15 protein-coding genes are annotated in these 25228 nt (G+C 52.0%); 14 read left to right on the forward strand and 1 reads right to left on the reverse strand.

The features are described from left to right. The first annotated feature begins 1 nt into the window (after nt 1). The 10 genes from eboC to ACFOET_RS14625 all read left to right on the forward strand — a co-directional run bounded on the left by eboC (nt 2) and on the right by ACFOET_RS14625 (nt 17411). The gene (gene eboC / locus ACFOET_RS14580; protein ID WP_379023921.1) at nt 2-892 is read left to right on the forward strand and encodes a UbiA-like protein EboC; all 891 of its coding nucleotides are present in this window, start codon (nt 2-4) and stop codon (nt 890-892) included. Nucleotides 893-914: 22 nt separating this feature from the next. Further along, nucleotides 915-2081 carry a 3-dehydroquinate synthase gene (locus ACFOET_RS14585; RefSeq protein WP_379023923.1) on the forward strand — a complete coding sequence of 389 codons (1167 nt, stop codon included), beginning with the start codon at nt 915-917 and terminating at the stop codon, nt 2079-2081. 1 nt (nt 2082) lies between these two features. Then, entirely contained in the window at nt 2083-3324 is a 1242-nt protein-coding gene (gene eboE, locus ACFOET_RS14590) for a metabolite traffic protein EboE (protein ID WP_379023925.1), read from the forward strand. Further along, nucleotides 3321-4670: an alkaline phosphatase family protein gene (locus ACFOET_RS14595; protein ID WP_379023927.1), complete on the forward strand. Its 1350-nt coding sequence runs from the start codon at nt 3321-3323 to the stop codon at nt 4668-4670. Before eboE ends, ACFOET_RS14595 begins: the two co-directional genes overlap by 4 nt. Nucleotides 4671-4752: 82 nt before the next feature. Further along, nucleotides 4753-7560 carry a family 78 glycoside hydrolase catalytic domain gene (locus ACFOET_RS14600; RefSeq protein ID WP_379023929.1) on the forward strand — a complete coding sequence of 936 codons (2808 nt, stop codon included), beginning with the start codon at nt 4753-4755 and terminating at the stop codon, nt 7558-7560. Between the two features lie 101 nt (nt 7561-7661). Then, nucleotides 7662-8246 (forward strand): sigma-70 family RNA polymerase sigma factor, encoded by a 585-nt coding sequence (locus tag ACFOET_RS14605; protein WP_379023931.1) that lies wholly within the window; start codon nt 7662-7664, stop codon nt 8244-8246. Between the two features lie 79 nt (nt 8247-8325). Then, nucleotides 8326-9543 carry a FecR family protein gene (locus ACFOET_RS14610; RefSeq protein ID WP_379023933.1) on the forward strand — a complete coding sequence of 406 codons (1218 nt, stop codon included), beginning with the start codon at nt 8326-8328 and terminating at the stop codon, nt 9541-9543. Between the two features lie 208 nt (nt 9544-9751). After that, entirely contained in the window at nt 9752-13141 is a 3390-nt protein-coding gene (locus ACFOET_RS14615) for a TonB-dependent receptor (RefSeq protein ID WP_379023935.1), read from the forward strand. Between the two features lie 19 nt (nt 13142-13160). Next, nucleotides 13161-14921 carry a RagB/SusD family nutrient uptake outer membrane protein gene (locus tag ACFOET_RS14620; RefSeq protein WP_379023937.1) on the forward strand — a complete coding sequence of 587 codons (1761 nt, stop codon included), beginning with the start codon at nt 13161-13163 and terminating at the stop codon, nt 14919-14921. A gap of 27 nt (nt 14922-14948) precedes the next feature. After that, nucleotides 14949-17411, forward strand: coding sequence for a sugar-binding domain-containing protein (locus ACFOET_RS14625; RefSeq protein WP_379023939.1), 2463 nt, complete (start codon nt 14949-14951; stop codon nt 17409-17411). Here ACFOET_RS14625 and ACFOET_RS14630 read toward each other — a convergent pair. Beyond that, on the reverse strand, nt 17398-18267 hold the full coding sequence (locus ACFOET_RS14630) for a helix-turn-helix domain-containing protein (protein ID WP_379023941.1): 870 nt from the start codon (nt 18265-18267) through the stop codon (nt 17398-17400). The genes ACFOET_RS14625 and ACFOET_RS14630 overlap by 14 nt on opposite strands. A gap of 147 nt (nt 18268-18414) precedes the next feature. On the opposite strand from ACFOET_RS14630, the gene ACFOET_RS14635 reads away from it, so the two are divergent. From ACFOET_RS14635 to ACFOET_RS14650, 4 genes are all read left to right on the forward strand, one after another. Next, entirely contained in the window at nt 18415-19233 is an 819-nt protein-coding gene (locus ACFOET_RS14635; protein ID WP_379023943.1) for a phytanoyl-CoA dioxygenase family protein, read from the forward strand. Next, entirely contained in the window at nt 19230-20063 is an 834-nt protein-coding gene (locus ACFOET_RS14640; RefSeq protein WP_379023945.1) for a sugar phosphate isomerase/epimerase, read from the forward strand. The genes ACFOET_RS14635 and ACFOET_RS14640 overlap by 4 nt, the downstream gene beginning before the upstream one ends. 230 nt (nt 20064-20293) lie before the next feature. Then, on the forward strand, nt 20294-23482 hold the full coding sequence (locus ACFOET_RS14645) for a SusC/RagA family TonB-linked outer membrane protein (RefSeq protein ID WP_379023947.1): 3189 nt from the start codon (nt 20294-20296) through the stop codon (nt 23480-23482). Between the two features lie 18 nt (nt 23483-23500). Further along, nucleotides 23501-25228, forward strand: a complete 1728-nt coding sequence (locus tag ACFOET_RS14650; protein WP_379023949.1) for a RagB/SusD family nutrient uptake outer membrane protein — start codon at nt 23501-23503, stop codon at nt 25226-25228.

The following is a 25228-nucleotide window of genomic DNA, read 5'->3' on the forward strand; positions in this document are numbered from 1 at the left end:
CATGGCGATACTAAGACCCTATCTTCAGCTTATGCGGCCAGCCAACATCATGACCGCCATTTCGGACGTGCTGGCAGGGGCGGCTATCGCCATCCTTTATACCGGCGAGCCGGGCACATACCCCATGTTGAGCGGCCTACTGCTGCTGGCAATATCAACCATCGGCCTGTACGGCGGGGGTGTTGTATTCAATGATGTATTCGACGCGGCGCTGGATGCCAGAGAGCGCCCCGAACGCCCCATACCCAGCGGAAACGTACCTTTGCGCAGCGCTGCTTTGCTGGGAATAGCCTTGTTTGTTGTCGGCCTACTGGCTGCTACGTTGGCTAGCCCGGTTTCGGGCATCATAGCGGTGGCCATTGTGCTTATGTGCCTGGGTTATGATAGATGGGCAAAACACCATGCCGTGGCGGGTCCCTTGGTCATGGGGCTGTGCCGTGGCTTGAACCTGTTGCTGGGCATCAGCTATCTAGCCAGTGCGCTGCCGCTAACGTGGTTTCTTTCGGCCATCCCGGTCATCTACATCGCTGCCGTAACCACCATCAGCCGCGGAGAGGTACATGGTGGGCGGAGAATGCCTTTGTTTTTTTCCGCTGGATTATACGCATTGGTCATTGGGCTGATTGCTCATTTCGGCGTTTTTCAGCATGGGGACACTTTCGCCGTGCTCATGCTGGCCCCGTTTGCCCTATTTATCTATCCTCCATTGATCAGAGCCATAAAAACGACGGCCCCACAGGATATCCGCACGTCTGTCAAACATGGTGTGCTCGGTCTTATCTTCATGAACGCGGCATGGACTGCTGCCGCGGGCATGTGGGGTCTTACCATCATGGTTTTGTCACTTTTCCCGATATCCATTTGGCTATCAAAATTGTTTTCAGTTACTTAGGAGTTTGAATACAGGAGATATAATGAATAAACGGTCGATCAAGCAATCGTTTACCGTTACCTTCGAATACGATGTACACTTCACAGCGGACCTTTTTGCTGCGGAAAACCCGTTGCTGGCACAGTTTTTTGCAAACAAAACAGCTGCCGCGACCCCGAAGTTGCTGGTTGTGATGGATGGGGGCGTCGTGGAATACCACCGCAGCCTACCGGAAAAGATAAGGGCCTATGTCAGTGAAACAGGATGTGTCGAGTTAGTTGATGAGGTGATGGTGATTCCGGGTGGTGAAACCGCAAAGAACAACGTCCATGTGACAGACAGTATTATTGATGCGGTAGACCGGCATGGCATCGATCGTCATTCCTACATCATGGCTATCGGAGGCGGAGCAGTGCTGGATGCTGTGGGCTACGCCGCTGCGGTGGCGCACCGCGGTATTCGCCATATCCGGATACCGACAACCGTGCTGTCACAGAACGATTCAGGAATGGGTGTAAAAAACGGGATCAACTTCCGAGGCAAGAAGAACTTCATCGGCACATTCAGCCCGCCGGTTGCGGTATTCAATGACAGCAGCTTCTTGCGTACGCTGCCGCATCGCCAATGGCTGGCAGGAATATCCGAGGCCATCAAGGTAGCGTTGATCAAAGACGCCGATTTTTTCGAATGGATTTCGCGGCACGCTGAGCTACTGCATAACCGCGATGCGAAAGCGATGGAGCACCTGATTTACCGGTGTGCCGAGCTGCATTTGCAGCATATCGCGGGGTCAGACCCTTTTGAGTTTGGATCGTCCAGGCCCTTGGATTTCGGCCATTGGAGTGCGCATAAACTGGAGCAGCTTTCAGGCTTTGAAGTTCTGCATGGCGAAGCCGTGGCTATCGGCATCGCCTTGGATAGCACGTATTCGTCACTGGCAGGTTACCTGCCTTATTCGGACAGCCAGCGCATTGTCGACGTATTGCAGGCACTTGGTCTGCCTATTTTCCATTCACTTTTGGAAATCGGCGATATCGGGCATCCGTTGCTAACCGGTTTGGAAGAATTCCGGGAGCACCTGGGCGGCCGCCTCACGATCATGCTGCTCCAAGCTATCGGCAATGGAATGGAGGTACACGAGTTGGACAGTGCCCTCGTGTTGCAGGCTGCCACAGCCCTGCAGCAACGGGTAGCAGCGATACACGGTTGATATGGTTACGGCATACGGACACCTCACCTATTGCACCAACATCCATGGCGGTGAAACGTGGGAAGACCACTTTGCGCTGCTGAAAACCCATTTCCCGAGGGTGAAAGAAGCGGTGTCACCGCACCGACCAATGGGAATCGGGCTACGCCTATCGGATTTAGCAAGCCAAGCCCTGACAGCCGATGCCAAGCTGGCTGAATTCAACGGATGGCTGGCCGATACGGGAAGCTATGTGTTTACGATGAACGGATTTCCCTTCGGGGCTTTTCATGACCATGTCGTCAAGGCACACGTGCATGCACCCGATTGGACAACCATTGAACGGCTTCAATACACGAAGCGGATGTTTGATATCCTTGCGCGGCTGATTCCCGGCGGCATGGATGGCGGCATATCGACGTCGCCGCTGGCCTACAGGCATTGGTACAGCGATACGCCACAGCAGTGGAAGGAGATGCGCAGGCATGCCACGATGCAGGTGGTGGATGTGACCGGGCAGCTTGTCCGGATTCATCGCGAGCAGGGGAAAACCCTGCACCTGGATATAGAACCCGAACCCGATGGGGTGCTGGAAACAGGAGACGAGTTTATTGCCTGGTATGAGAAGGAGTTGGTGCCAGCGGGAATAGCAGTATTATCGAAGCAGTTTGGGATGACAGCTACCGAAGCGGAGCAAGCGCTCAAAACGCATGTCCGGCTTTGCTATGACGTGTGCCATTTTGCCCTGGGCTATGAAGACCATGCCGCCGTAATGAATACATTATCCCGGCATGGTATACAAATCGGGAAATTCCAGATCAGTGCCGCCATTAAGGCGGCCATGCCGGCTGATGCGGAAGCTCGAAAAGCCATCGGCAGGGCGTTCATGGCGTTTGATGAACCCACTTATTTGCACCAGGTTATTGCAAGACAGCGGGATGGGGGAATTGTCCGTTTTAAAGATTTGCCCCATGCGGAACCTGCCCTTTTTGATGAGCGGACGGCGGAATGGCGCTCGCATTTCCACGTGCCCATCTTTTTGGAAGATTTGGGGGAGCTAAAATCGACCCAGTCGGATATCATGCAGGTGCTAACCATGCACAAGGCCGGGCGGTTGACCAATCATCTTGAAGTGGAAACCTACACTTGGGCGGTGCTTCCGGAACAGCTGCAGCTCCCCATCGCTGATTCCATTTCGCGGGAATTGAAATGGGTGATAGCGCAATGTGCAGACAAACGTGATTGCAGAAAAAAGTTGATATGAGGAAAACGGTAGTGATTGATGTGGTAGGATTGTCGTCCGCTTTGATCGGCGAGGACACCCCATTTTTGACGAAATATCTGGAAAATAGCCGCCTAAGTAGGATAAAGCCCCACCTGCCCGCAGTAACGACCTCCATGCAGTCTACATACCTAACCGGCACATGGCCGTCGCAACATGGCATTGTCGGAAACGGCTGGTATGATCGTACGGATTGCGAAGTGAAGTTCTGGAAACAATCGAATAAGCTGGTGCAAGGGGAGTCCGTGTGGGAAACAGCCAAGCGCATCAATCCGGCGTTTACCTGTGCCCAGTTATTTTGGTGGTACAATATGTACTGCGGGGCCGACTATTCCGTTACCCCGCGGCCCAATTATTTGGCGGACGGCAGGAAAATGCCCGACTGCTATTCACACCCCGCAGGGCTGCGCGATGAGTTGCAGCAACGATTTGGCCAATTTCCGTTGTTCAGTTTCTGGGGTCCGGGCGCCAACATTAAGTCGTCTGAATGGATTGCGAACGCCGCTATGTATGTAGAGGAAAAGCACAGCCCTGCCCTCAACCTGGTTTACCTGCCTCATTTGGACTACTGCCAGCAAAAATTCGGGCCCCAAGGCCCTATTGAAAAGGAGTTGCGCGAGATCGATGCGCTGCTCAAGAAGCTGGTCGGCTTTTTTGAAGAGCGAGGTGCCAATGTCATTCTGCTTTCAGAGTACGGTATTGTACCTGTATCCCGACCCGTTCACATCAACCGTATATTACGCAATGCCGGGTTACTCGGCATCCGCACCGAGCGCGGACTGGAATTGCTGGATGCCGGCGCTTCGCAGGCATTTGCCGTATCTGACCATCAGGTTGCTCATATCTACACAAAAAGCGACTCCATAAAAGCGCAGGTGATAAAATTGCTCACGGCGGAGGAAGGAATTGATCTGCTGTTGGATGAGGAGGGGAAGGAGCGGCACCACCTCGACCACGAGCGGGCTGGGGACATTGTGGCTGTAGCCAAGCCGGATAGCTGGTTTACCTATTACTTCTGGTTGGATGACCGTGTAGCGCCCGATTACGCCCGGATGGTTGATATCCATAAAAAGCCGGGGTATGATCCTGTGGAAATGTTCATGACGTCTAAACTACGGGCAGGCTATAAGCTGTTGCGGAAGAAGCTGGGGTTCCGGTATGTACTGGATGTGATCCCGCTGGATGCTACCTTGGTCAAGGGTTCGCACGGTGCTATTCAAATACCGGAAAAGTATTACCCGGTTCTTGTTGCCCGAGATATGGCGATACCGGAGGAGTTGGAGGCGATCGCCGTCAGGGACATCATCCTGCAAAGTCTCCTGTCCTGAAGGTAGCCGCGGAACCTAACGGTGCAGGATGGGTATCCGTGGAAATGAGCTAATTTTGTTCTTAACCAATGAACGAATCGCTATGAAAAAATCCTATGTACTGTCATCGTTGCTTCTTGGTGTCCTTACGGTTGGCATAGTAAGTGAAGCACTCGCTAAACGGTCGTCCGTACGCCCTGCTCAGTTGCGCGTAGAATACCTGGAGAACCCGCAAGGGCTGGACGTATTAACGCCGCGATTCGGATGGGTGCTGGAAGCAACCGACCAAGCGGCATTCGGGCAGCGGCAGACGGGCTACCGGATTTTGGTGGCGTCCACAAAAAAGCAGCTATCCAAGGAGCAGGGAGATGTGTGGGATAGCGGGTGGGTCGATTCGGACGAAAGCCAGCATATTCGCTATGAGGGACGTCAGCTCCTGTCCGACCGAACGTATTATTGGAAGATACAGGCGAAAGATGAGCACGGTATGGTGTCGGTATGGAGCAAAACCGCATGGTGGTCCACCGGCCTGTTCAACCAACGTGAATGGCAAGCCAAATGGATCGGTGGCGATGAGCTATACGACCGAGCGGCACCGGACAACAACATCAATGACCCTTGGTTGCGGAAAACCGTACAACTGTCTAAAAAACCGGGCAAAGCCATGCTGTTTATCGCCTCTATAGGCTACCATGAGCTATACGTAAACGGTGAGCGCATCGGGAATGACGTACTGGCGCCAGCGGTCACCGACCACACGAAGCGGGCACGGTATGCAGCATATGACATTGCAGGCAAACTTCGGAAAGGAGATAATGTGATTGGTATCTGGCTGGGTACCTCCTGGTCGATCTTCCCGCCGTATATCCTCCATGAAGACCGCCCACTGACACCGATCGTGGCGGCGCAGGCAGCCATCTACGGCGAGCGGTTTCCCGCTGACGGGGACGAACCCATGACGATGGTGGTCACCGATGCCTCATGGAAGACCCGTCCGAGCCCCAACCGGTTACTGGGAAAATGGGATTTCCGCAACATGGGAGGAGAACTGTGGGATGCCCGCAAGGAAGACCCGGAATGGAGCACCCCGGCCTGTGACGAGTCGGATTGGAAAGCGGCTACCGAGTACCCCGTTAAGCTGAAGATGTCTGCACAGGCGGTAGCTGGCAATCGCCTGTTTGAAGCGATCCGCCCCGTGAGCATCGAAGCACGGCCCGATGGATCTTACCGTGTGGATATGGGAGTCAATTTTGCGGGTTGGACTGAAATCGACGTAAAAGGACGAAAAGGAGATACCATCCGTTTCTTTTATTCCGAGCGGGAGCAAGACGACATGACCTTCAACCTGCACAGTGCCTATGTCATCGGCAGCAGCGGGGAAGGAACTTTCCGCAACCGGTTCAACTATAGTTCGGGTAGGTGGGTGACCATCCGGGGGCTGAAGGAGGCACCAACGGCCGGTGATATCCGAGGTTGGATGGTGCGGACAAATTATGCCGGGGCCGCCCGGTTCGAATGCTCCGATACGTTGCAGAACTGGATCTATGACCGGGTGCGGTGGACATTTGAAAATCTTTCCCTTGGAGGGTATATCGTGGATTGTCCGCAACGGGAACGCATGGGCTACGGAGGCGATGCGCATGCGACGAGTGAAACGGGGATGTTCAACTACCACTTGGGTGCATTTTATACCAAATGGATGCAAGATTGGCGGGATGTGCAGGGCACCGAACCCATGGTGGGCGATATGCTGGACGCCAACCATGCACGGAAGGCAATGACCAGCGGCAGGATATTCAATAACGGCGTACTGCCCCACACCGCGCCTACCTATTGGGGCGGGGGCGGACCGGCTTGGGGCGGTATCGTGGTGACACTGCCCTGGTTCATGTACCAGCACTATGGCGACAAGCTTGTACTGGAAGAGAATTTCGAGCTCATCAAGGGATGGCTTTCCTTCCTGCAATCACATACAAAGAGCGATCTTTTGCAGCGATTTGGCGGTCAGTGGGATTTTTTGGGTGACTGGCTCTGGCCCAATGCGGCAGCAGAGGGCATGAATAACGACAAAGTCGAAACGCTTTGCTTGAACAATGCCTATTATGTATTCAACCTGCGCACCGCGGCGAATATTGCCCGCGTATTGGGAAAAGGTGATGAAGCGGATACATGGGAAAAGCAAGCGAATGCATCGGCAAACGCCATTCATTCAACATTTTTCAATGCGTCGGATTACAGCTATGCCGACGGTTCAATGTCCATTCTAGCCGCTGCGCTATTGGCAGAGATTCCGCCAGTGGCATTGCGTGAACGTGTGATGCGTAGGCTGGAGCAGGAAATCCTTGACGTACGGCAGGGCCACATCCATGCCGGAATCACGGGCGGGGCGTTGCTGTTCAAGCTGCTTCGTGAAGAGGGCCGGAACGATTTGATATATAGCATGGTATCGAAGACCACTTATCCGAGCTGGGGATATATGAAAGCAAACGGGGCAACCACCATCTGGGAGATGTGGGAGAAAGACCTTCCGGGGCATTCCTTGCTGCATAGCTCGTACCTCTATCCGGGTGCATGGTATATTGATGGGGTAGCGGGAATCAGGCGGGATCCCAGACACCCCGGATTCCGGCGGTTTATCATCCGTCCGCCAGCGGCAGGCGCAACGGATATCCAGTGGGCGAGCGGAACGTATGATTCGCCCGTGGGCATGATTATATGTAACTGGTCAAGGGAAAAAGATCAAATGCAATTGGAAATTACCGTTCCGCCGAACAGCGTAGCAACCCTGCAGTTGCGACCGGACGACGCCGTAGACGTATCCGGTTATACCACGATTGCAGAACAGGGGGAAGACAACGGTTTTCTGCAGTATGAGCTAAAGCCGGGGAAATACAGGTTGCTTAAGCCTTAATTGCGATTTGATTTTCAGGACAGCACAGGTTGCTTTTATCAAAAAAACACATTAATATTGCAATACACCAATTATTGAATTAGTTTGCCTAATTCCAGCTCATGGCATTGCACAGGATACATAATGAAGCGGAAATTCTGGGTGGCGTAGCGAAAGGTGACGAAAAAGCCTTTGCTGAACTATTTTACGCTTATTATAATCAATTGGGTGAGTTTATTTTTTCCCTTACCCATGATACCGATGCTGCTGCGGAAATTGTGCAAGAGGTCTTTGCAAAAGTATGGATCAATCGCGAATCCTTTCCGTTAATAAAGAGCTTTGATGCATACCTGTTTATCCTGTGCCGCAACCATACGCTGAATTACCTCCGACGGCTTGCAGCCGAGCGAAAAAAATATGCTGCATATCTCCGGGAAGCAGACACCGTAGAAGAGGCGACGGAGATTACCGTCCGGCAGGACGCTCACGAATTGGTGGAACGGGCCGTGCAATTGTTGCCCCCCCAGCAAAAGGAGGTCTTTATTTTGCGTCAAAAGGGACTAAAAAACCCGGAAATATCCCGACAGATGAACCTTTCCGTGGAGTCCGTGAAAAAGTACCAGCACCTAGCCATGAAATTTGTGAGCGAATTTGTGCGGGCAAAAGTGGCGGTCTCCATCGCCCTGAGTTTGCTGTTGCTTAAATAAAATCGTTATTCAGTATCCACTTTTTGTCAATCCGGTGTCTTTATAGCAAAGACAGATCAGTTAGATGCGACAAAACCGGATGGCACCAAAACGGCTTGCAACATTAATCGAACGTGCGATGGCTGGCATACTCACTCCGCAAGAGCAGGATGAGTTGCTGGCTCAACTTGTAGATACACGTAATAAACACGAAGCTGAAAAGCTCCTTGCAGAAGCTTGGGGCCGTTTTACACCTGGCCGGCCTGTTTTCAGCCGTGAGGAGGGCCAGAAGATGATGCAACGGATTTTGGAGAAACACCAGGCCGTTGACGATGAACCTGTTGAAAAGGTCATTGCTTTCTCGGTTTGGCGTCGGCTTTTGCTGGCTGCCAGCATCGTGTTGATTGCCACACTTGCCGTTTATATGGTTGTTTATAAAGCCGACGATAAATCAAACGCGCAGACGCTTTCCCTCGCCGTTGAAAGGGCCGGAATAGAACCGGGCAAAGAGCGGGCGGTTATCACGCTGGGCGATGGGCGGACCATCATACTGGACGATATCGGCCATGGTCTGCTCGCTGAAGAGCCTGGGGTACATATCAGAAAGATTGTTGGCGGGCAAGTCCAGTATGAATTATCTCCGCAGGCGGAAACGGCTCCCATTGCCGACAACACGATCACCGTTCCGAGAGGTGGACAGTACAGGTTGGTGTTGCCGGATGGCACAAAGGTCCACCTCAATGCTGAATCGATGCTCGTTTATCCAACACGTTTCGACAACACCGCACGAGAGGTGAGGCTCACCGGTGAGGCATATTTCGAGGTGACCCAGCAATACAATGGTGAACGAGGCAGACAGGTCCCCTTTGTTGTGCACACGGCTGCCCAGAAGGTTGATGTGCTGGGCACTTCATTCAATATCCAAGCTTACAGCGGCGCAACCAGAACCGCTTTGGTGGAAGGAAGCGTGCGGGTTACCTCTGCCGGTGGCGATACTGTAGTGCTGCAACCAGGCGAGGCGGCCGTGCAGCCGGATGGCCAACCGATGATTAAAGTGGAGAAAATCAATATGGATGAAGAATTGGCCTGGCACAATGGGTATTTCATTTTTAATGACGAAGGCATTCAGGGTATTATGCAACGAATAGCCCGATGGTATGATGTAGAAGTGAGCTATCAAGGCAATATGTCCGACAAGCGGTTTGGCGGAATCTTTCAACGATCTAAGAGCGTTGCGCAGCTACTGGAGAATTTTAGGACTACCGGTTTGGTGGATTTCAAAATCGAGGAAAGGAGGATTATCGTTATGGAAAAATAGCACATTGCTACCGCTCAGATTCCAAACGAACAAAAGAAACCGGATGCGGGCCAACGCATCCGGTTGATTCCGAGACCGGAATTTTGGGCAAATCTCGAATTGATAAGTGAACCAATTATTTAATTAAACCCAAATTCAAATGTATAAAATTTTTACCGCTCTATGCGGGAGGAAACCAATTATTCATCGATATCCCTATTTGGTGATCATGAAAGTTACCGTATTCTTAACATTTGCCTGCATGCAACTGGCCATTGCCGGTCATGGGCAGCATGTAAGCATCAATGTAGAAAATGCCGCTGTCACCGAAGTACTTTATCAACTGTCGAAGCAAAGCGGTTATGATTTCATCTATGATGCCAAGCTGCTGGAAGACGTAGGTGCAGTGACGTTGCAAGCCAGCAACAGGCCATTTAAGGAGGTGTTGAGCAGGTGCTTCGAAGGCCATTCGTTGGAATTCGTATTTAACCAGGACAATACGATAGTGATTCGAAAGGGGCCGGCGCATAACCGCGATAAAGTGCCGCTGCAGATGCGCATTTCGGGGGCGGTGCGTGATTCCCTTGGGAGTCCACTTGAAGGCGTGTCGGTTTTGTTGCAAGGCACGTCTCGCGGTACGGTCACCGATGTGAATGGGACCTTTCAGATTCAGGCAAAACCGGGCCAGGTGCTGACATTGCGGGCATTGGGATACTTGACGCAGGAGGTTATCGTGGGAAGCCAGCAGCACATTCAGGTGGTCATGCAGCCCGAGCTGTCGGATTTGGACGAGGTCGTTGTGGTTGGATACGGTGTGCAGGAAAAGGTAAACCTGACCGGAGCTGTCGGTGTGGCTTCCGGCGAACGCTTGGAAAAAAGGCCCATCGCTTCCGTGGGAGAGGGGCTGCAGGGCGTTATACCCAATTTGAATATTGCTCCGCGAAATGGCGATCCGGCTGAGCCTATTGCTTTCAATATAAGGGGATTTACATCGATAAACGGAGGTGAGCCGCTCATTTTGGTCGATGGTGTCCCTATGGATATCAACCGGATCAACCCTAGTGACATCGAAAGCGTAAGTGTGCTGAAAGATGCTGCCGCTGCCGCCGTTTACGGCGCCCGGGCCGCTTTCGGCGTTATTTTGGTAACGACCAAAGGAGCGAAAGCCGGGAAAGTAAATGTCGACTTTAACACCCAGCTGTCGTTGGCGAAGCCCATTTTCAACATGGATCCAATCACCGATCCTTATGAGTTTGTCATGGCCAAGAACGCGGCTACCCAGCGGAGTGGGGGTAACAACTGGTATAGCGAGGTTTATGTAAACGCGGCAAAAGCATATTCCGAAGGTACCGGGCCCGAATGGATTGTCGACAATGGATCGTTGATATATGTGGGTTTCAATGATTACCACAATAAAATCATGACCAAGTTTGCGCCGACACAGCAACACGACCTATCGGTGTCTGGGGGCAGCGAAAGCTCGCGCTTTTTTGTCTCACTGGGGCATATGAACAAGGATGGGTACCTGCGTTCCAAGCGAAATGAAAATTTCAAGCGGTACAACGTGTTGATGAAAGCCGATTTTAAGATCACTAACTGGCTGAGTATCGATCAAAAAATTACATTCAACTCGCAACAAAGCGACAAGCCGCATTTTTACAACTGGGATGTCAACATCAATTCATTGGCACGGGTTGACCCCATCATGCCAATACAATTTCCGGATTTGCCTTACTACCTCGAGCCCGGAGACCGTGAAAAATACGAACCGTATATCGGCATGTATTTTGGCGGGACAAACTTCTTCCCGTATCTCCAACATGGTGGCCGTGCCACGTTTACGAACAACGATACCTGGCTGACACAGGGAGTCAGCCTCGAACCGCTGAAAAACCTGAAGGTACGGGCAGACTTTTCCTATAATTTTTTCAATAGGAACTTTCAGGATGTAGCCAGTAAGGTCAGTGTCGTATCAACCGACCTCACGGCTGCTAATATGCTGAGTGCAGGATACAGTGGAGATGATTGGATCAACGAAGTAAACAACTTCAACCGGTATTACGTATTCAATGCATATGCTGAGTACAATTTACAGACGGTAAGCGGGCACCGGGTAACGGCGATGGCCGGCTTCAATCAGGAAGCGGGGAGAAACAAAATGATCAGAGCAAGGGCCAGGTCGCTGATTACGCCAACGGTACCAGATATCAATACCACAACCGGAGCGCAAGAAACCTATGGAAACAGTTCGCATGTGGCGCTACGAGGCGCCTTTTACCGCATAAACTACAACTATCGCGATCGATACCTGTTGGAAACCAACGGTCGGTACGACGGGACGTCGAGGTTCCCCAGGGAGTCGCGCTACGGCTTTTTCCCATCCATATCATTGGGCTGGCGAATAGACAACGAAGGATTTATGGCATCGGCGCGTTCATGGTTGAACAATTTGAAAATCCGGGCCTCCTATGGGTCGTTGGGCAACCAACTACTGGGAACGAATTATTACCCCTATATCGCTGCAATGGGTATCGGACAGTCACCTTACATGTTTGCGGACGACCGGATACCCTATGTGTCTGCAGCGGGGTTGGTCAGCCCGGCGTTGACCTGGGAAACCGTTGTTTCCAAAAACTTGGGCTTGGATTTTTCGGTCTTCAGAAACCGTCTTGACGTATCTTTCGATGCGTATGTCCGGGAGACAAAGGACATGTTGATGAGTGTCACCTATCCTTCAATCCTGGGCGCTGCTGCGCCACAAGAAAATGCGGCTGATTTACGGACAAAAGGATGGGAGTTGGCGTTGACCTGGCGGGACGATGTAGGCAAGGACTGGCGTTACGATTTTACCTTGGCGGTCTCCGATTGGTCATCGACGATTACCAAGTTTAATAACCCATCAGGTGCGCTGAGCGGGCACTATGTCGGAAAAAAAATAGGCGAAATCTGGGGATATCGGACGGTCGGAATTTTTCAGACCGAAGAAGAGGTCGCAGCGGCAGCGGATCAATCGCGCCTCGGCTCAAACTGGCGGCCGGGCGATATTCAATATGCCGACTTGGATAACAATGGTTTTATCAGTCCGGGAAACAATACGCTTGCCAATCCCGGCGATCGGGAAATTATCGGGAACGAGACGCCCCGGTATTCTTTTGGAATCAATGCGGGCGTATCCTTCAGGGATTTTAGTCTTACCGCGTTTTTCCAGGGGATATGGAGCAGGGATCACTATCCCTCATATGGGCGATGGACCTGGTTTTTTCCCTTCAACGCGGGGCACGTCGAACGGTATTTTATCACTGACTCATGGAGCGAAACCAACCGCGATGCCTACTTCCCGGCTGCTACGTACAATCCAGCCAAAAACATTCAGCCACAGACCAGATTCCTGCAGCAGGCCGGCTATATTCGGTTAAAGAACATAAACCTCACCTACGACTTACCGAAAAACCTGGTGAGCAGTATCGGTTTGGGTAATGTTCAGGTGTTCTTTACCGGAATGAACCTTTGGGAATTTTCCAAGATACGGAAGCCGCTCGACCCGGAAACGATATACGGGGGATCAATCGAATACCCCATGCAACGGATATTCAGTGTTGGGGCAAGTGTATCATTCTAAAAAATTAAAACAACGTATTATGAATACAACGATAAAGTACCGTATTTTTTCCCTGCTTTCCTTGCTATGGGTCGGTTGTAACGACGAATTTTTGGAGCGGTATCCGCTCGACAGGATAAGTGGCGACACATATTGGAACACCGAGAATGATTTAGCTGTTTATAACAACAGCTTGTACCACATGACGTTAAACAACAACGATGTGCCTATATTACACGGTCATACTGCCGATGATTGGTCCAGTATCTGGAACCAGGACGAAATGAGTGATAATATGGCCATTCTAGGGATAAGACATGTTTTTTATCAGGAAATACGTTCCGGAAAGCACAACGTTCCGGCTACGCCGGGCTGGTTTGGGTATAAAGGCTGGAATTTCGTCAGGGCCGTAAATGTCGGACTGGCAAACTATAACAGGGCCGATATTCCGCAGGAAATCATTGACAGATACGCGGGCGAAGCGCGGCTTTTCCGCGGATGGTTCTACGCGGAAAAAGTATCGAAATATGGCGATGTGCCATGGATCGATAGGGAACTGAATATCGATTCTGAAGAATTGTATGCGCCACGCACGCCGCGGGAGGAAGCAATGGCACATGTGCTGGAGGACCTGAATTTCGCCGCAGAGAAGCTTCCAAACAATTGGAATGACGGCAATACACCAGGAAGGCTCAACCGATGGGCTGCCTTGCTGGTAAAATCGAGGGTCTGTTTATTCGAGGGGACATGGCGCAAATACCATGGCGGTTCGAATGCCGATCTTTGGTTAGCGGAAGCCGCAAAAGCCGCAAAGGAACTGATTGAGGACGGTCCTTATCGGTTGTATGTAACCGGCGATATCCATAATGACTATAATGCCTATCACCGGATATTGGACCTCAGTGGCAACCCGGAAGTGCTGTACTGGCGAAAGTACAAAGCCGGCGTGCTGACCAATCACATACAGGTGCCGTTTAACGAGATTGCCAGCGGAACAAAGAGCTTAGTGGAGGACTACCTGGCTTCCGACGGGCTGCCCATAACCCTGTCGCCGTTGTATGAAGGTGATGAGGAAATCGAAGACGTTTTCAAAAACCGTGACCCGCGGTTGAGGCAAACAATCCTGCACCCCGAAGACAAGGAAAAATACCGGTATCATCTTGGCAACGCCTTAAGTTATCCACGTGTTATCGGTATGGAAGCCAACCCTTCGGCTACCGGCTACCACATTGTAAAATTTTACAACGCCGATGATATGATAGGTAAGGCTTATAATACCGGTGAAAGCCCCGCGATTATATTGAGGTTCGGTGAGGCAATGTTAAATTATGCCGAGGCGTTGGCGGAATTGGGAACAATAACCCAGCACGATTTAGACATCAGCATCAATAAATTGCGTGACCGGGTGGGCATGCCACACCTAACCCTGAATGTCCCGATGGATCCCAGGTATGCCGCCGATGGCGTGTCTGCACTGATTGTTGAAATCAGGCGCGAGAGGCGGGTAGAGCTCTTTGCAGAAGGGTTCCGCTACAACGACTTAAGGCGATGGAAACAGGGTAAAAAGTTAGAACAGCCGACATGGGGTATGCGGTGGAACGAAGCGGCCATTGCACGTTATCCGGATGCGGAAGTACGAACAGCCATTGATCCAGTGACCGGAAAAACATACATAGACGTCGATCAGGGTTCGGATTGGGAAAACCCTGTATTTGACGAAAATAAGCATTATCTATGGCCCATCCCGTTGAGTGAACTTGCCCAAAACCCAAATATTGGGCAAAACCCGGGCTGGGATTAGCATAGCATATCGGAATAAGCAAATCGAATGGACAGACCAAAAAGGATATCGACGACGCTGATGCTGTATGGTTTTTGCTTGCTGATGGTAGCCATGCCATGCGAGGCACCAGCCGCAACGGATCCAGCCAAGCGCAAACGTGATTTTAACTCCGATTGGAAGTTTATCCTGGATCCGTTGATTGACGCAAGCGGCTATGTGTTTGATGATAGCGGTTGGGAAACTGTGTCCATCCCACACGATTACAGTATGCCCCTGATGGATTCCCCTCAGCAAACATCAGGCGGCGGTGTTGTCGGACCTTTTTCGATTGATAGCGAGGGCGGGGCATTTACCGGCCACACCACGGGAGGGGTAGGGTGGTATCGGAAAACCTTCCTACTGGACGAATCGGATAGGGGGAAAATAATCAACGTTCACTTTGATGGGATATACGCTGAGTCGGAGGTTTGGATAAACGGGCACAAAGTAGGTTTTAGGCCTAATGGATACGTGCCGTTTTATTATGACCTGACACCGTTTCTTCACATTGGTAGCAAACCGAATGTAATCGCGGTGAGTTGCAGAAACCTCGGGGCGAACAGTCGTTGGTATGCTGGCTCAGGCATCTATCGCTACGTGCATCTAACGGTAACCGATCCTGTCCATGTAGACACATGGGGGCTTCATGTTAGTACCGATCGACTAAATAAGAAACGAGCCAAGCTGTCCGTCAGCACGACGCTTGCCAATCGGTCGGAAATGGGGGCAAGGGTACTTGTGCTGAGCGAGATCGTGGATCACAATGGCGTTGCCGTGGCAAGAAGGACGAAAGAACAGGATGTTGCCGCAGGTGAACAGGCCACATCCCTGGTTAGCTTAGAGGTGAACGACCCGAGGCCGTGGTCACCGAAAGACCCCTACCGATACCTTGTCCGCATCGCACTCTTTATAAACGGCAGGCCCGTTGACTCGGTAGAAGAAAAGATCGGTATTAGAACCATCCGGATCGACGCACGTAACGGCTTGCGCATAAATGGCGAATCGGTGCTGTTGAAGGGCGCTAATATACACCATGATCATGGATTTCTTGGAGCGAGGGCTTACTCGGCTGCGGAGGCGCGCAAGGTCGCGGCGTTGAAAGCTAATGGCTTCAATGCCCTCCGGACCAGCCACAATCCGCCGTCGGAGGCGCTGCTGGAGGCCTGCGATCAATTGGGGGTGATGGTGATCAATGAGTTTTTCGATATGTGGGAGCGGCCAAAGAAACCGGACGATTATCATCAATATTTTTCGCAGTGGCACGAAAATGATCTGGCCCATGTCATCGCCCGCGATAAAAACCGGGCATCGGTAATGGCATGGAGCATCGGCAATGAAATCAACGAACGGGCTGATTCGTCAGGGATAGCCATCGCCAAGCAGCTGGTGGATCTCACCCGAAGGCTTGATCCTACTCGCCCGGTCACGGCAGGTGTCTGTGATTTCTGGGACCATAAAGGCCGCCCTTGGGAAGACACGGATCTGGCGTTTCAATTTTTGGACGTGGCCGGATACAACTACGGGCACGAACATTACGCTTCCGACCACCAACGCCACCCGCAGCGTGTAATGCTGGGAACGGAGTCGTATGCACAAGAGGCGTACGATAATTGGCGGAAAGTACAGGAGTTTCCTTATGTCATCGGAGACTTCATATGGACGGGGATGGACTATATCGGTGAAGCCGGGATCGGACATAGTGTACTTGATCAAAAGGCGGAGGGTAATTTGCTGCCTTGGCCATGGTACAACGCGTGGTGCGGCGATTTGGACATCACCGGCTCCAAAAAACCACAGTCCTACTACCGCGACGTCGTTTGGCAGCGAAGCAGCCTTGAGGTGGCGGTGCGGCCCCCCGATCCCCAGGGCAGTGTCTTATATACCAGTAAGTGGGGATGGCCATCTGAACAGCGGAGCTGGACATGGCCGGGAAAAGAAGGGCAGCCTTTGACGCTGGCCATCTATTCGCCGGGACCCTTCGTCACCGTCACGCATAATGGAGCGCAGGTGGCGCATCGCGGGGTTGATGCCGGTTCAAAGTGGATCACGCTACTGGAAATTCCCTACGCTCCGGGAGACATTTCGGTCGTAGCTTCAGACGGTAAACGAGTGATCGCCAGGCGCACCTTGCACACCACAGGCAAGCCAGCAGCACTCCGGATTGTGGCAGATAGGCCAATGGAAGACCAAGGGGGCGATGGCCTCATCTTTGCCCATATTGAAGTGATAGATGAAAAGGGTAATGTTGTTCCCAATGCCAACGCTGAAATTGCGTTGGAAGTAAATGGCGCCGGAACGTTGATTGGCGCGGGAAATGCAGATCCGACGGACCTGACGAGTTTCAACAATCCCAAGCCCAAGGCGTTTCAGGGCAAAGCTTTCGCGGTAATTAAGATGGAAAAAGGAAACGGAATGCTGGTCTTTCGCGCAAGCGCTGAGGGATTGGAGGGAGCTGTCACATTCCTCTAAAGATCTTCGGAGATACCCCGAATTTCTTCTTGAACAACCGGGAGAAATAATAAGGAGAATCAAAACCGGTGTAATAGCCGATTTCTTTGACCGTGAGCTTGGTGCTTTTGAGGAGCTCTTCGGCTTTATCCAGCCGGAGGTCGAGGTGGTATTGATTGGGCGATTTTCCGGTAAGCCGCTTAAACGATTTCCTGAATTTTGAATAACTGATCGGGAACTCTTCGACCAAATCTTCCATGCGGACGTTGTTTCCCAGCTCGGTCTGGAGTCTGAGTATGGCTTTCGAAACCCACACCGATTCGGGGTCGTCTTGGTTTTTCTTTCCCTGGTTTACCCGGTTGAGCAAGGCGATAATCTGCAAGGTAATGCCCGCGGCAACCTGTTGGTGTCCGATCTGGGCGTTCGACACAGTGCTTAACAGTTGAGTAAATGCCGCGATCAGCTCTTTATTGAGCCCCGAATCGACAAATGGAGTTTCGGGATGGAATAATTGACTCATGACATGCCGGGGGTAGCCGCCGTTAAAACCGACCCAATACTCTTCCCATCCATATGCGGGGTCCGGTTTATAGCGGTGCCAGACGCCCGGAAAGAGCATAAAACAGGTGCCTGACTCAATCACCCGGGGCCGTGTGTTGGCCGATTCGAATACACCGCGGCCATTGGTGATGAACACCACGTAATAACCGTCCAGAATGCGGCCTTTGTTCCAGGAGAACGCATGGTCCGCAGGATGCTGGTTGACGTCGGGATATTGGGCATGTTTGTCAATCTTGGTATAACCGACAGTATTGACGTAAAAATCCAACACTCGGTCAACCTCTCTGATGTGCAAATATTTATGATAATTGCTCATAACCGGTTTGTGCTACTGCTATCAAACATACGGAAAGCATGTGACATTCGGAAATGTCAAAAAGTGTAAAAAAAGGTTCCGATTAGTCATTTTGTGCTGGCCGTTTAAAGCGATCTTTGTATAACACATTCACCAATTATATAGATTATGAATACCGACGTAAGTAACGAGCAGATTGATTTTTATCGCGAGAATGGTTATGTAGTCATTGAAGACTTTTTGAACGCCGAAGAACTCGAACATTGGCGCAACGCAGTAACCCGGGCCATCCAGGTGCGCAACGGCCTCAAAATACCGGGCAAAGATGTACGCCTCGGCGAAGAGGACGGCATCAACGAGGACGCGGCCTATTTCAACAACGTATTCGACCAGCTGCTGAATCTCTGGCAGACCAGCGAAGAAGTGAGGGAATTGATGGTTGATGACCGCATTGGCAAGATGGCGGCCGATTTGGCAGAGGTAGACGGCATCCGCATCTGGCACGACCAGACCTTGATCAAACGGCCGTGGGCCAATCCGACCTCGTGGCATCTGGATACACCGTTCTGGTCATTTTCCGATCGGCGTGCGTTGTCTATCTGGGTGGCACTGGATGATGCAACCCTTGAAAATGGATGCCTTTTCTTTATTCCGGGCTCGCATAAGACCACCACATTTGAGAATGCCGGAATCGGTAAAAATATGGGCGGCATTTTTGAAGTTTATCCTGAATTTAAGCAGGCAAAATCCCATGCTGCGGTCATGAAAGCGGGTAGCTGTTCCTTCCATAACGGGTTGACCATCCATGGTGCCCATGCTAATATGACGCCCGGCTACCGGAGGGCGATGACCTGTGCGTATATGCCAGATGGGAATACCTACAACGGGACACCCAATATCCTCCCTGACGGGTACGTGAAGACCCTCAATGTAGGTGACTTGCTGGATAATGAGGAACAAAATCCGCTCATTTATAAGCGCTCATGAAGGTTGATTTCTATTGCCCCCGGTGGGGCGCGGAGAACATTGCGTGGCACCACTTCGCGCAACGGGCGAAGCAGGAGGGCTTTGCCGGTGTGGAAGTTTTTCCGTTGGGCGATAAACCGAACAACAAAGACATGGTCGATGTACTCAGCGATTCAGGATTGTCGTACATCCTGCTCCATGCGGAGCTTCAGGAGGGGCGGGATTTCGACCGGTATACGGCCGCGCTGGAACGCAACCTCTATGCGCTGCTGGAATACCAAAACGGACATGCCAAGCCCCAGTTCATCGTGTCGCAAACCGGACGGGAGTATTACAGCCGCGCTCAGATGGAAGTATGCTTCGCCATCTGTGATCGCATCAGCCGGGAGTCGGCGATTAGCATCATCCAGGAAACGCACCGCAACAAATGGTCGTTTGCCGCGCACGTGGTAAAGGAATACCTGGAGGTGTTCCCTTCGCTGGAACTGGCGCTTGATTTCTCGCATTGGGTCTGCGTATCGGAAAGTTTCCTTGAAGACCAGCACGATGCGGTTGACCTGGCCATCCGACATGGCAGACACTTGCATGCGCGGGTCGGGTTTCCGGAGGGGCCGCAGGTCACGGATCCACGCGCACTGGAAAACGAAGAGGCGTTGATGCATCACCTCGCGTGGTGGGACCGGTGGATCGAATACTTAAAGGAAACCGGAGCCGAACGGGCCACGATCACCCCCGAGTTCGGCCCGTACCCGTACATGGCCTACCGTCCGTTTACAACGCAGACGGTGGCTGATCAATGGGAGATCAATTGCTGGATGAGGCAGATGCTCAACGCGCGGTATGAGACCTGATGTTCGCAGGATGGTGCAGGACGCGGTTTAGGTATAGAGGTGTTAGTATTGTTGCGCCGACAATTATAAAGCTAAATAACTGGTCTCAGATCGGCTTCATCGACGAAATGATCGAAAGGAGGTATCATATGGACAACTGAAATACATAGCTGTCAGATTAACATTCGTAGAAAACCGACTAGACAGCCGATTATCAATGTAACCAAGTTATAAATTATAACCTAATTAAGATGTATTCAAAAGTTACCGCTAACAATTGCGGAAAATCGGTCATTTGTTCATCGGCATTTTTGAAGACGATGAGCGTATTCGTGTGGCTGACCATTGGATGGCTACAAACAGCCGTGGCGGGGCACGGACGGCCGGACCATCCGTCCGTAGGGCGCGTTGCCTTTCAGGAAGTGGTTACCGGAGTCGTGCGTGGCGCCGAGGGCAATCCCTTGGAGGGCGTATCGGTATTGGTGCGGGGTACATCCCGTGGTACCGCCACGGACGCCAATGGGCAGTTTCAGATACAGGCAACAGCCGGAGAGGTGCTGGTGTTCCGGGCGCTCGGCTTCTTGGCTCATGAGATACCCGTCAGTAACCAGCGCACCATCAATGTTGTGCTGCAATCGGAATCATCGAATCTTGACGAAGTGGTGGTCGTCGGCTACGGTACCACCAAACGACGGGACTTTACCGGCTCCGTGGGGTCGCTTAACCTCGAAGACTCCCCCATTGCACTCATGCCCAATATAAATGCGCTTGAAGCGCTTAAGGGCAGCATTACCGGATTGAATATCGGCGCCACTAATTCCGCAGGGGGAGAACCTGCTATGCAGATCCGAGGCGAGAATTCCATTAGCGGGACCAACACGCCTTTGATCGTGTTGGATGGGGTGATCTTCATGGGCAGCTTGAGCGACATCAACCCAAACGATATTGCGACGATGGACGTGCTTAAGGATGCCACCTCGGCTGCTGCATACGGTTCGCGATCTGCAAACGGTGTGATTGCAATCACGACGAAACGGGGCCGCATCGGCAAGCCGGTGATCACCTTTAACTCCTCGGTAGGATTTCAGAACTGGCAGAATAGGCCGGTGATGCTGCGGGGGGAAGGGTGGCTGGCCATGGTCAACGACCGTAACCAGTATACCGAAGGGTCGACCAACTGGCTGCAGGCCGGGGAGCTGGCCAATTGGGAGGCCGGCCGCGAAACCGTATGGCTGGATGAAGTATCGCGCACGGGCGTAATGCAGAACTATCAAGCCGCGATCTCGGGTGCGACGGAGCATATCAACTATTACTTATCCTCGTCGTTTGACGATAACAAAAGCATCGTGGTGGGCGACCAGTTCAACCGCATTGCGCTGTTGGGAAAAATTAATGCAAACATCACGAAATGGCTGGAGGTAGGGGTAGATGCGGGTTTCTCCAAACGGGACTACTCCGGCGTGGCAGCAAGTATTATTGATGCACAGAGCATGACACCTTATGGGGTGATGCACCGTGACGACCAAGGAAATCTGGAGAAGTATCCTTATACCCAGTCGCGCATAAATCCACTTTGGGGTGTGAGCGATGGGACCCGGGATAATGAAGATTTTCTTTACAATTACCGGTTGAATACCCACGCGGTCGTGAAAGTGCCTTGGGTGGAAGGTTTAAGTTACCGGGTTAATTACCTGCTGAACCAAGACGATACGCATTATGGCAATTTCTTTTATGAAGATTTTTATGTGCTGGAGGGCGCATTGCCTGACCGTTATTCGCCGGCAGTTCTTCAGGGGCTGCTTACCAATGCCAACGGTACGATAGAAAAGCGGAAAGGTGTCAGCTATGTGTGGGATAACATCTTGAATTTTAACCGGACGTTTGACCGGCATTCCCTTGACGTGACGCTGGTGGCTACCCGCGACAACATGCGCTACGACCGCTATGTCATGACGGGGCGTGATTTTGCCGCAAATGGCAATACGGTGCTTGGTTTGCAGGGATTGCACAAGGCTACCGTACAACGGATTGATTACGATGGTTCCGACCTCGACAATATGGCCACACGCAACTACGAGCGTTCGAATATCGGGTACCTCGGCCGGGTCAATTATAGTTTCGATGATAAATATTATTTCACGGGATCGTATCGCCGTGATGGCGCGTCGGTCTTCGGCGTCGATAACAAGTGGGCCAACTTCTTTGGGGCAGGCTTTTCCTGGCGCATAACCAACGAGGCATTTATGCAATCGATCCAGGTACTGAACGACCTGAAGCTGAAGGTTTCCTGGGGGCAAAACGGAAATCAGGGGGTTAACCCGTACGGTACGTTGTCTGCTATAGCCAATGCTGCCAGCGGAGGGGCTAGGTATGAGTTTTCGAATACCCCCGGCCGTATTTACTACGGATTATACCAGAGCACCTTGGGTAACTCGTTCCTCGGCTGGGAAACCACCTCGTCTTTGAATACCGGGTTCGAATCGGCGTGGTTGGGCAACCGCATCTTCGCGGATTTGGATATTTATTTTTCTAAAACAACCGACCAGATCTTCACCCGGAATATTCCCGTGATGACGGGTTTCAAAACTATGAGGACTTCCATGGGCCAGGTGAACAACACGGGGATTGAAGCCACTTTGCGCACCGTGAATGTGCAAAAGCCCGATTTCAATTGGAGTACGACGCTGACCTTCTGGAAAAACTTCAATCGGCTGGTTTCGCTTTATGGTGACGACCTGGACGGAGACGGGCGAGAGGACGATGATATCGCCAATAGCTTGTTTATCGGCAAATCATTGGGCGCAATCTATGGCTATGAGCAGATCGGCATTGTGCAGGAAGATGATACGGAGTATATGGAGTTGACCGGCGCGGTGCCGGGGTCGCCGAAATACCGTGATCTGGATGGAGTACCGGGCATTACGGCAGCCGACCGGAAAATACTGGGTTATGACAAGGAAAATTTCCGCCTGAATTTCAGCAGTAACCTGACGTATAAAAACCTCAACTTGTATGTGATGGTAATCGGGACGTTCGGCGGCAACAACATGTACCTACGGCCCAATGCCGCGGCGTACATGACTAATGGCACGGGGCGGTTTAACGATAACCAGCATCATATCCCCTATTGGACGCCGGAAAACCCGAGCAATGTATATCCGTCAGCCATCTTTGCCGGCGATGGCCGCTTCCTGGGTCTGCAGAGCCGGGGCTTTGTGCGGATACAGGATGTTACCCTGGCTTATACCTTTAATCAACCGTGGTTGTCGGCCGCACATATCGGGTCGCTGAAGGTGTTTGCGACGGCAAAAAACCTTGCGACGTTTACCGATTGGTTCGGCGGTGATCCAGAGGTCGGTAGCCGGATACGGGAAACGGACACATGGGCGCGTAATCCGGTGGCTTCTACCTATTCCTTGGGCGTAAACCTAAGTTTTTAACCTTAGTACAGTATGGAGATGAAAAGGATATCTATATACAGTGTCAGCGCCATGGTTGGCCTGCTGCTGAGTGTGGTGGGATGCAAATCGGACAAAGACTTTCTCACCGAAGTTCCGCCAACGTTTTATACGGTCGACAATGCGTTCAGTACATCGGCGCAGATCGACCAGGCGTTGATAGCAATCTATTCCCAACTGCGAGACCTGTGGGCCAATCCAGCTGAAGAAGGTTGGATTTTTGTGCTCCGCGGCAATGGCACAGACATGTACGACGTGCCCAGTATCCGGCGGGGGAACTCCTTTAATAATTACGGAAATATCAATCCGGATCATACCACGTTTTACAATGCGTACAGTACCTGGTATCAGATCATTGCCAAGGCGAACTTAGCGATTCATTCGGCAGATCTGGAACACATTTCATGGTCGTCTCCCGAGGAAAAATCCTATGCATTAGCACAGGCACGGTTTTTCAGGGCTTTCGCTTACCTGAACCTGGGTGAGCTGTTTGGCGGTGTGCCGATCGTGACGGAAATTACGACGGAGCCGAAGTACGACTTTCAGCGCACCTCGCGGATGGAGACGTATCAGTTTGCCATTGATGATCTGCTGGCTGCGGAGAATGATTTGCCGCCGACAACCGCGGAAGGCGGGCGCTTGGTACGCGGCGCTGCACAGCACATGCTGGCCAGGGCGTATTTGGCGCAGGGTACACAGTTGGCTGCTGATGGCGATGCTGGAGCGGGACAAGCTGCGTTTAATCAGTCCGTCGCTTATGCGGATAAGGTGATCAACGGCGGAACGTTCACCCTCATGCAATCGCGCTTCGGCTCGCGCCAGGAGGAAGCACAGGGTAACGTATACTGGGATTTATTTCAGGAAGACAATGTCAACTATCAGGACGGCAATACCGAGTGTATATGGGCGATCCAGATTGACTATGCCGCATACCGCGCCGAAGACGGCCGGTCGAAACTGCCCTATTCCCGCACGTACGGTCCGGTTTTCCGGGATGGCGCGCCGGCGCATCTGACCGGCACGGCGGAAGACGTGGGTGGCCGGGGCATCGCGCAGATGATTCCGACGTTTTATACGCGCGATAAGATATACGAAGGCCCATGGGCGGATGACTTGCGCAATTCAGATATTGTTTTTCGCCGGACATTTATCGGTAATGTACCGTCGTCTCCGTACTACGGTGAGCCGGTCCCCTGGGAAGTGATGTACTATGGAAGCAACGATGCCACCACCAATAGAAACAACCAAAGCTTATGTTATCCGGTGTCTTGCAAGATCGCGACCGACCGGTATACGGGACTGGAAGATGGGGAGAACATGAGTAACTTGTTCCGCGACGACTATTTCATCCGGTTGTCCGAAACCATTTTACTGCGGGCCGAAGCCAAGCAGCGATTGGGCAACAAAGCAGGGGCAGCGGATGACATCAACCTGCTGCGCAAACGTGCGCAATGTGGCTATAGCGTTACCGCGGCGGATGTGGACGATCAGTTTAACCTTATTTTAGATGAGCGCGCCCGGGAGCTGGTGTATGAAGAAAGCCGCTGGAATACGTTGCTGCGTATGGGCGGGACCATCGCCGTGGATCGTATCCGTCAATATGCGTTCTGGCCGGAAGCACAGGCTACCCTGACGTTCAACTACAATTTATGGCCGATTCCGAATACCGTTATTGACACCAACAAGGATGTGGCCCTGGCACAGAATGAAGGATGGCAAAACAGGTAA

Source organism: Parapedobacter deserti, from assembly GCF_042646065.1.
Taxonomy (GTDB): domain Bacteria; phylum Bacteroidota; class Bacteroidia; order Sphingobacteriales; family Sphingobacteriaceae; genus Parapedobacter; species Parapedobacter deserti.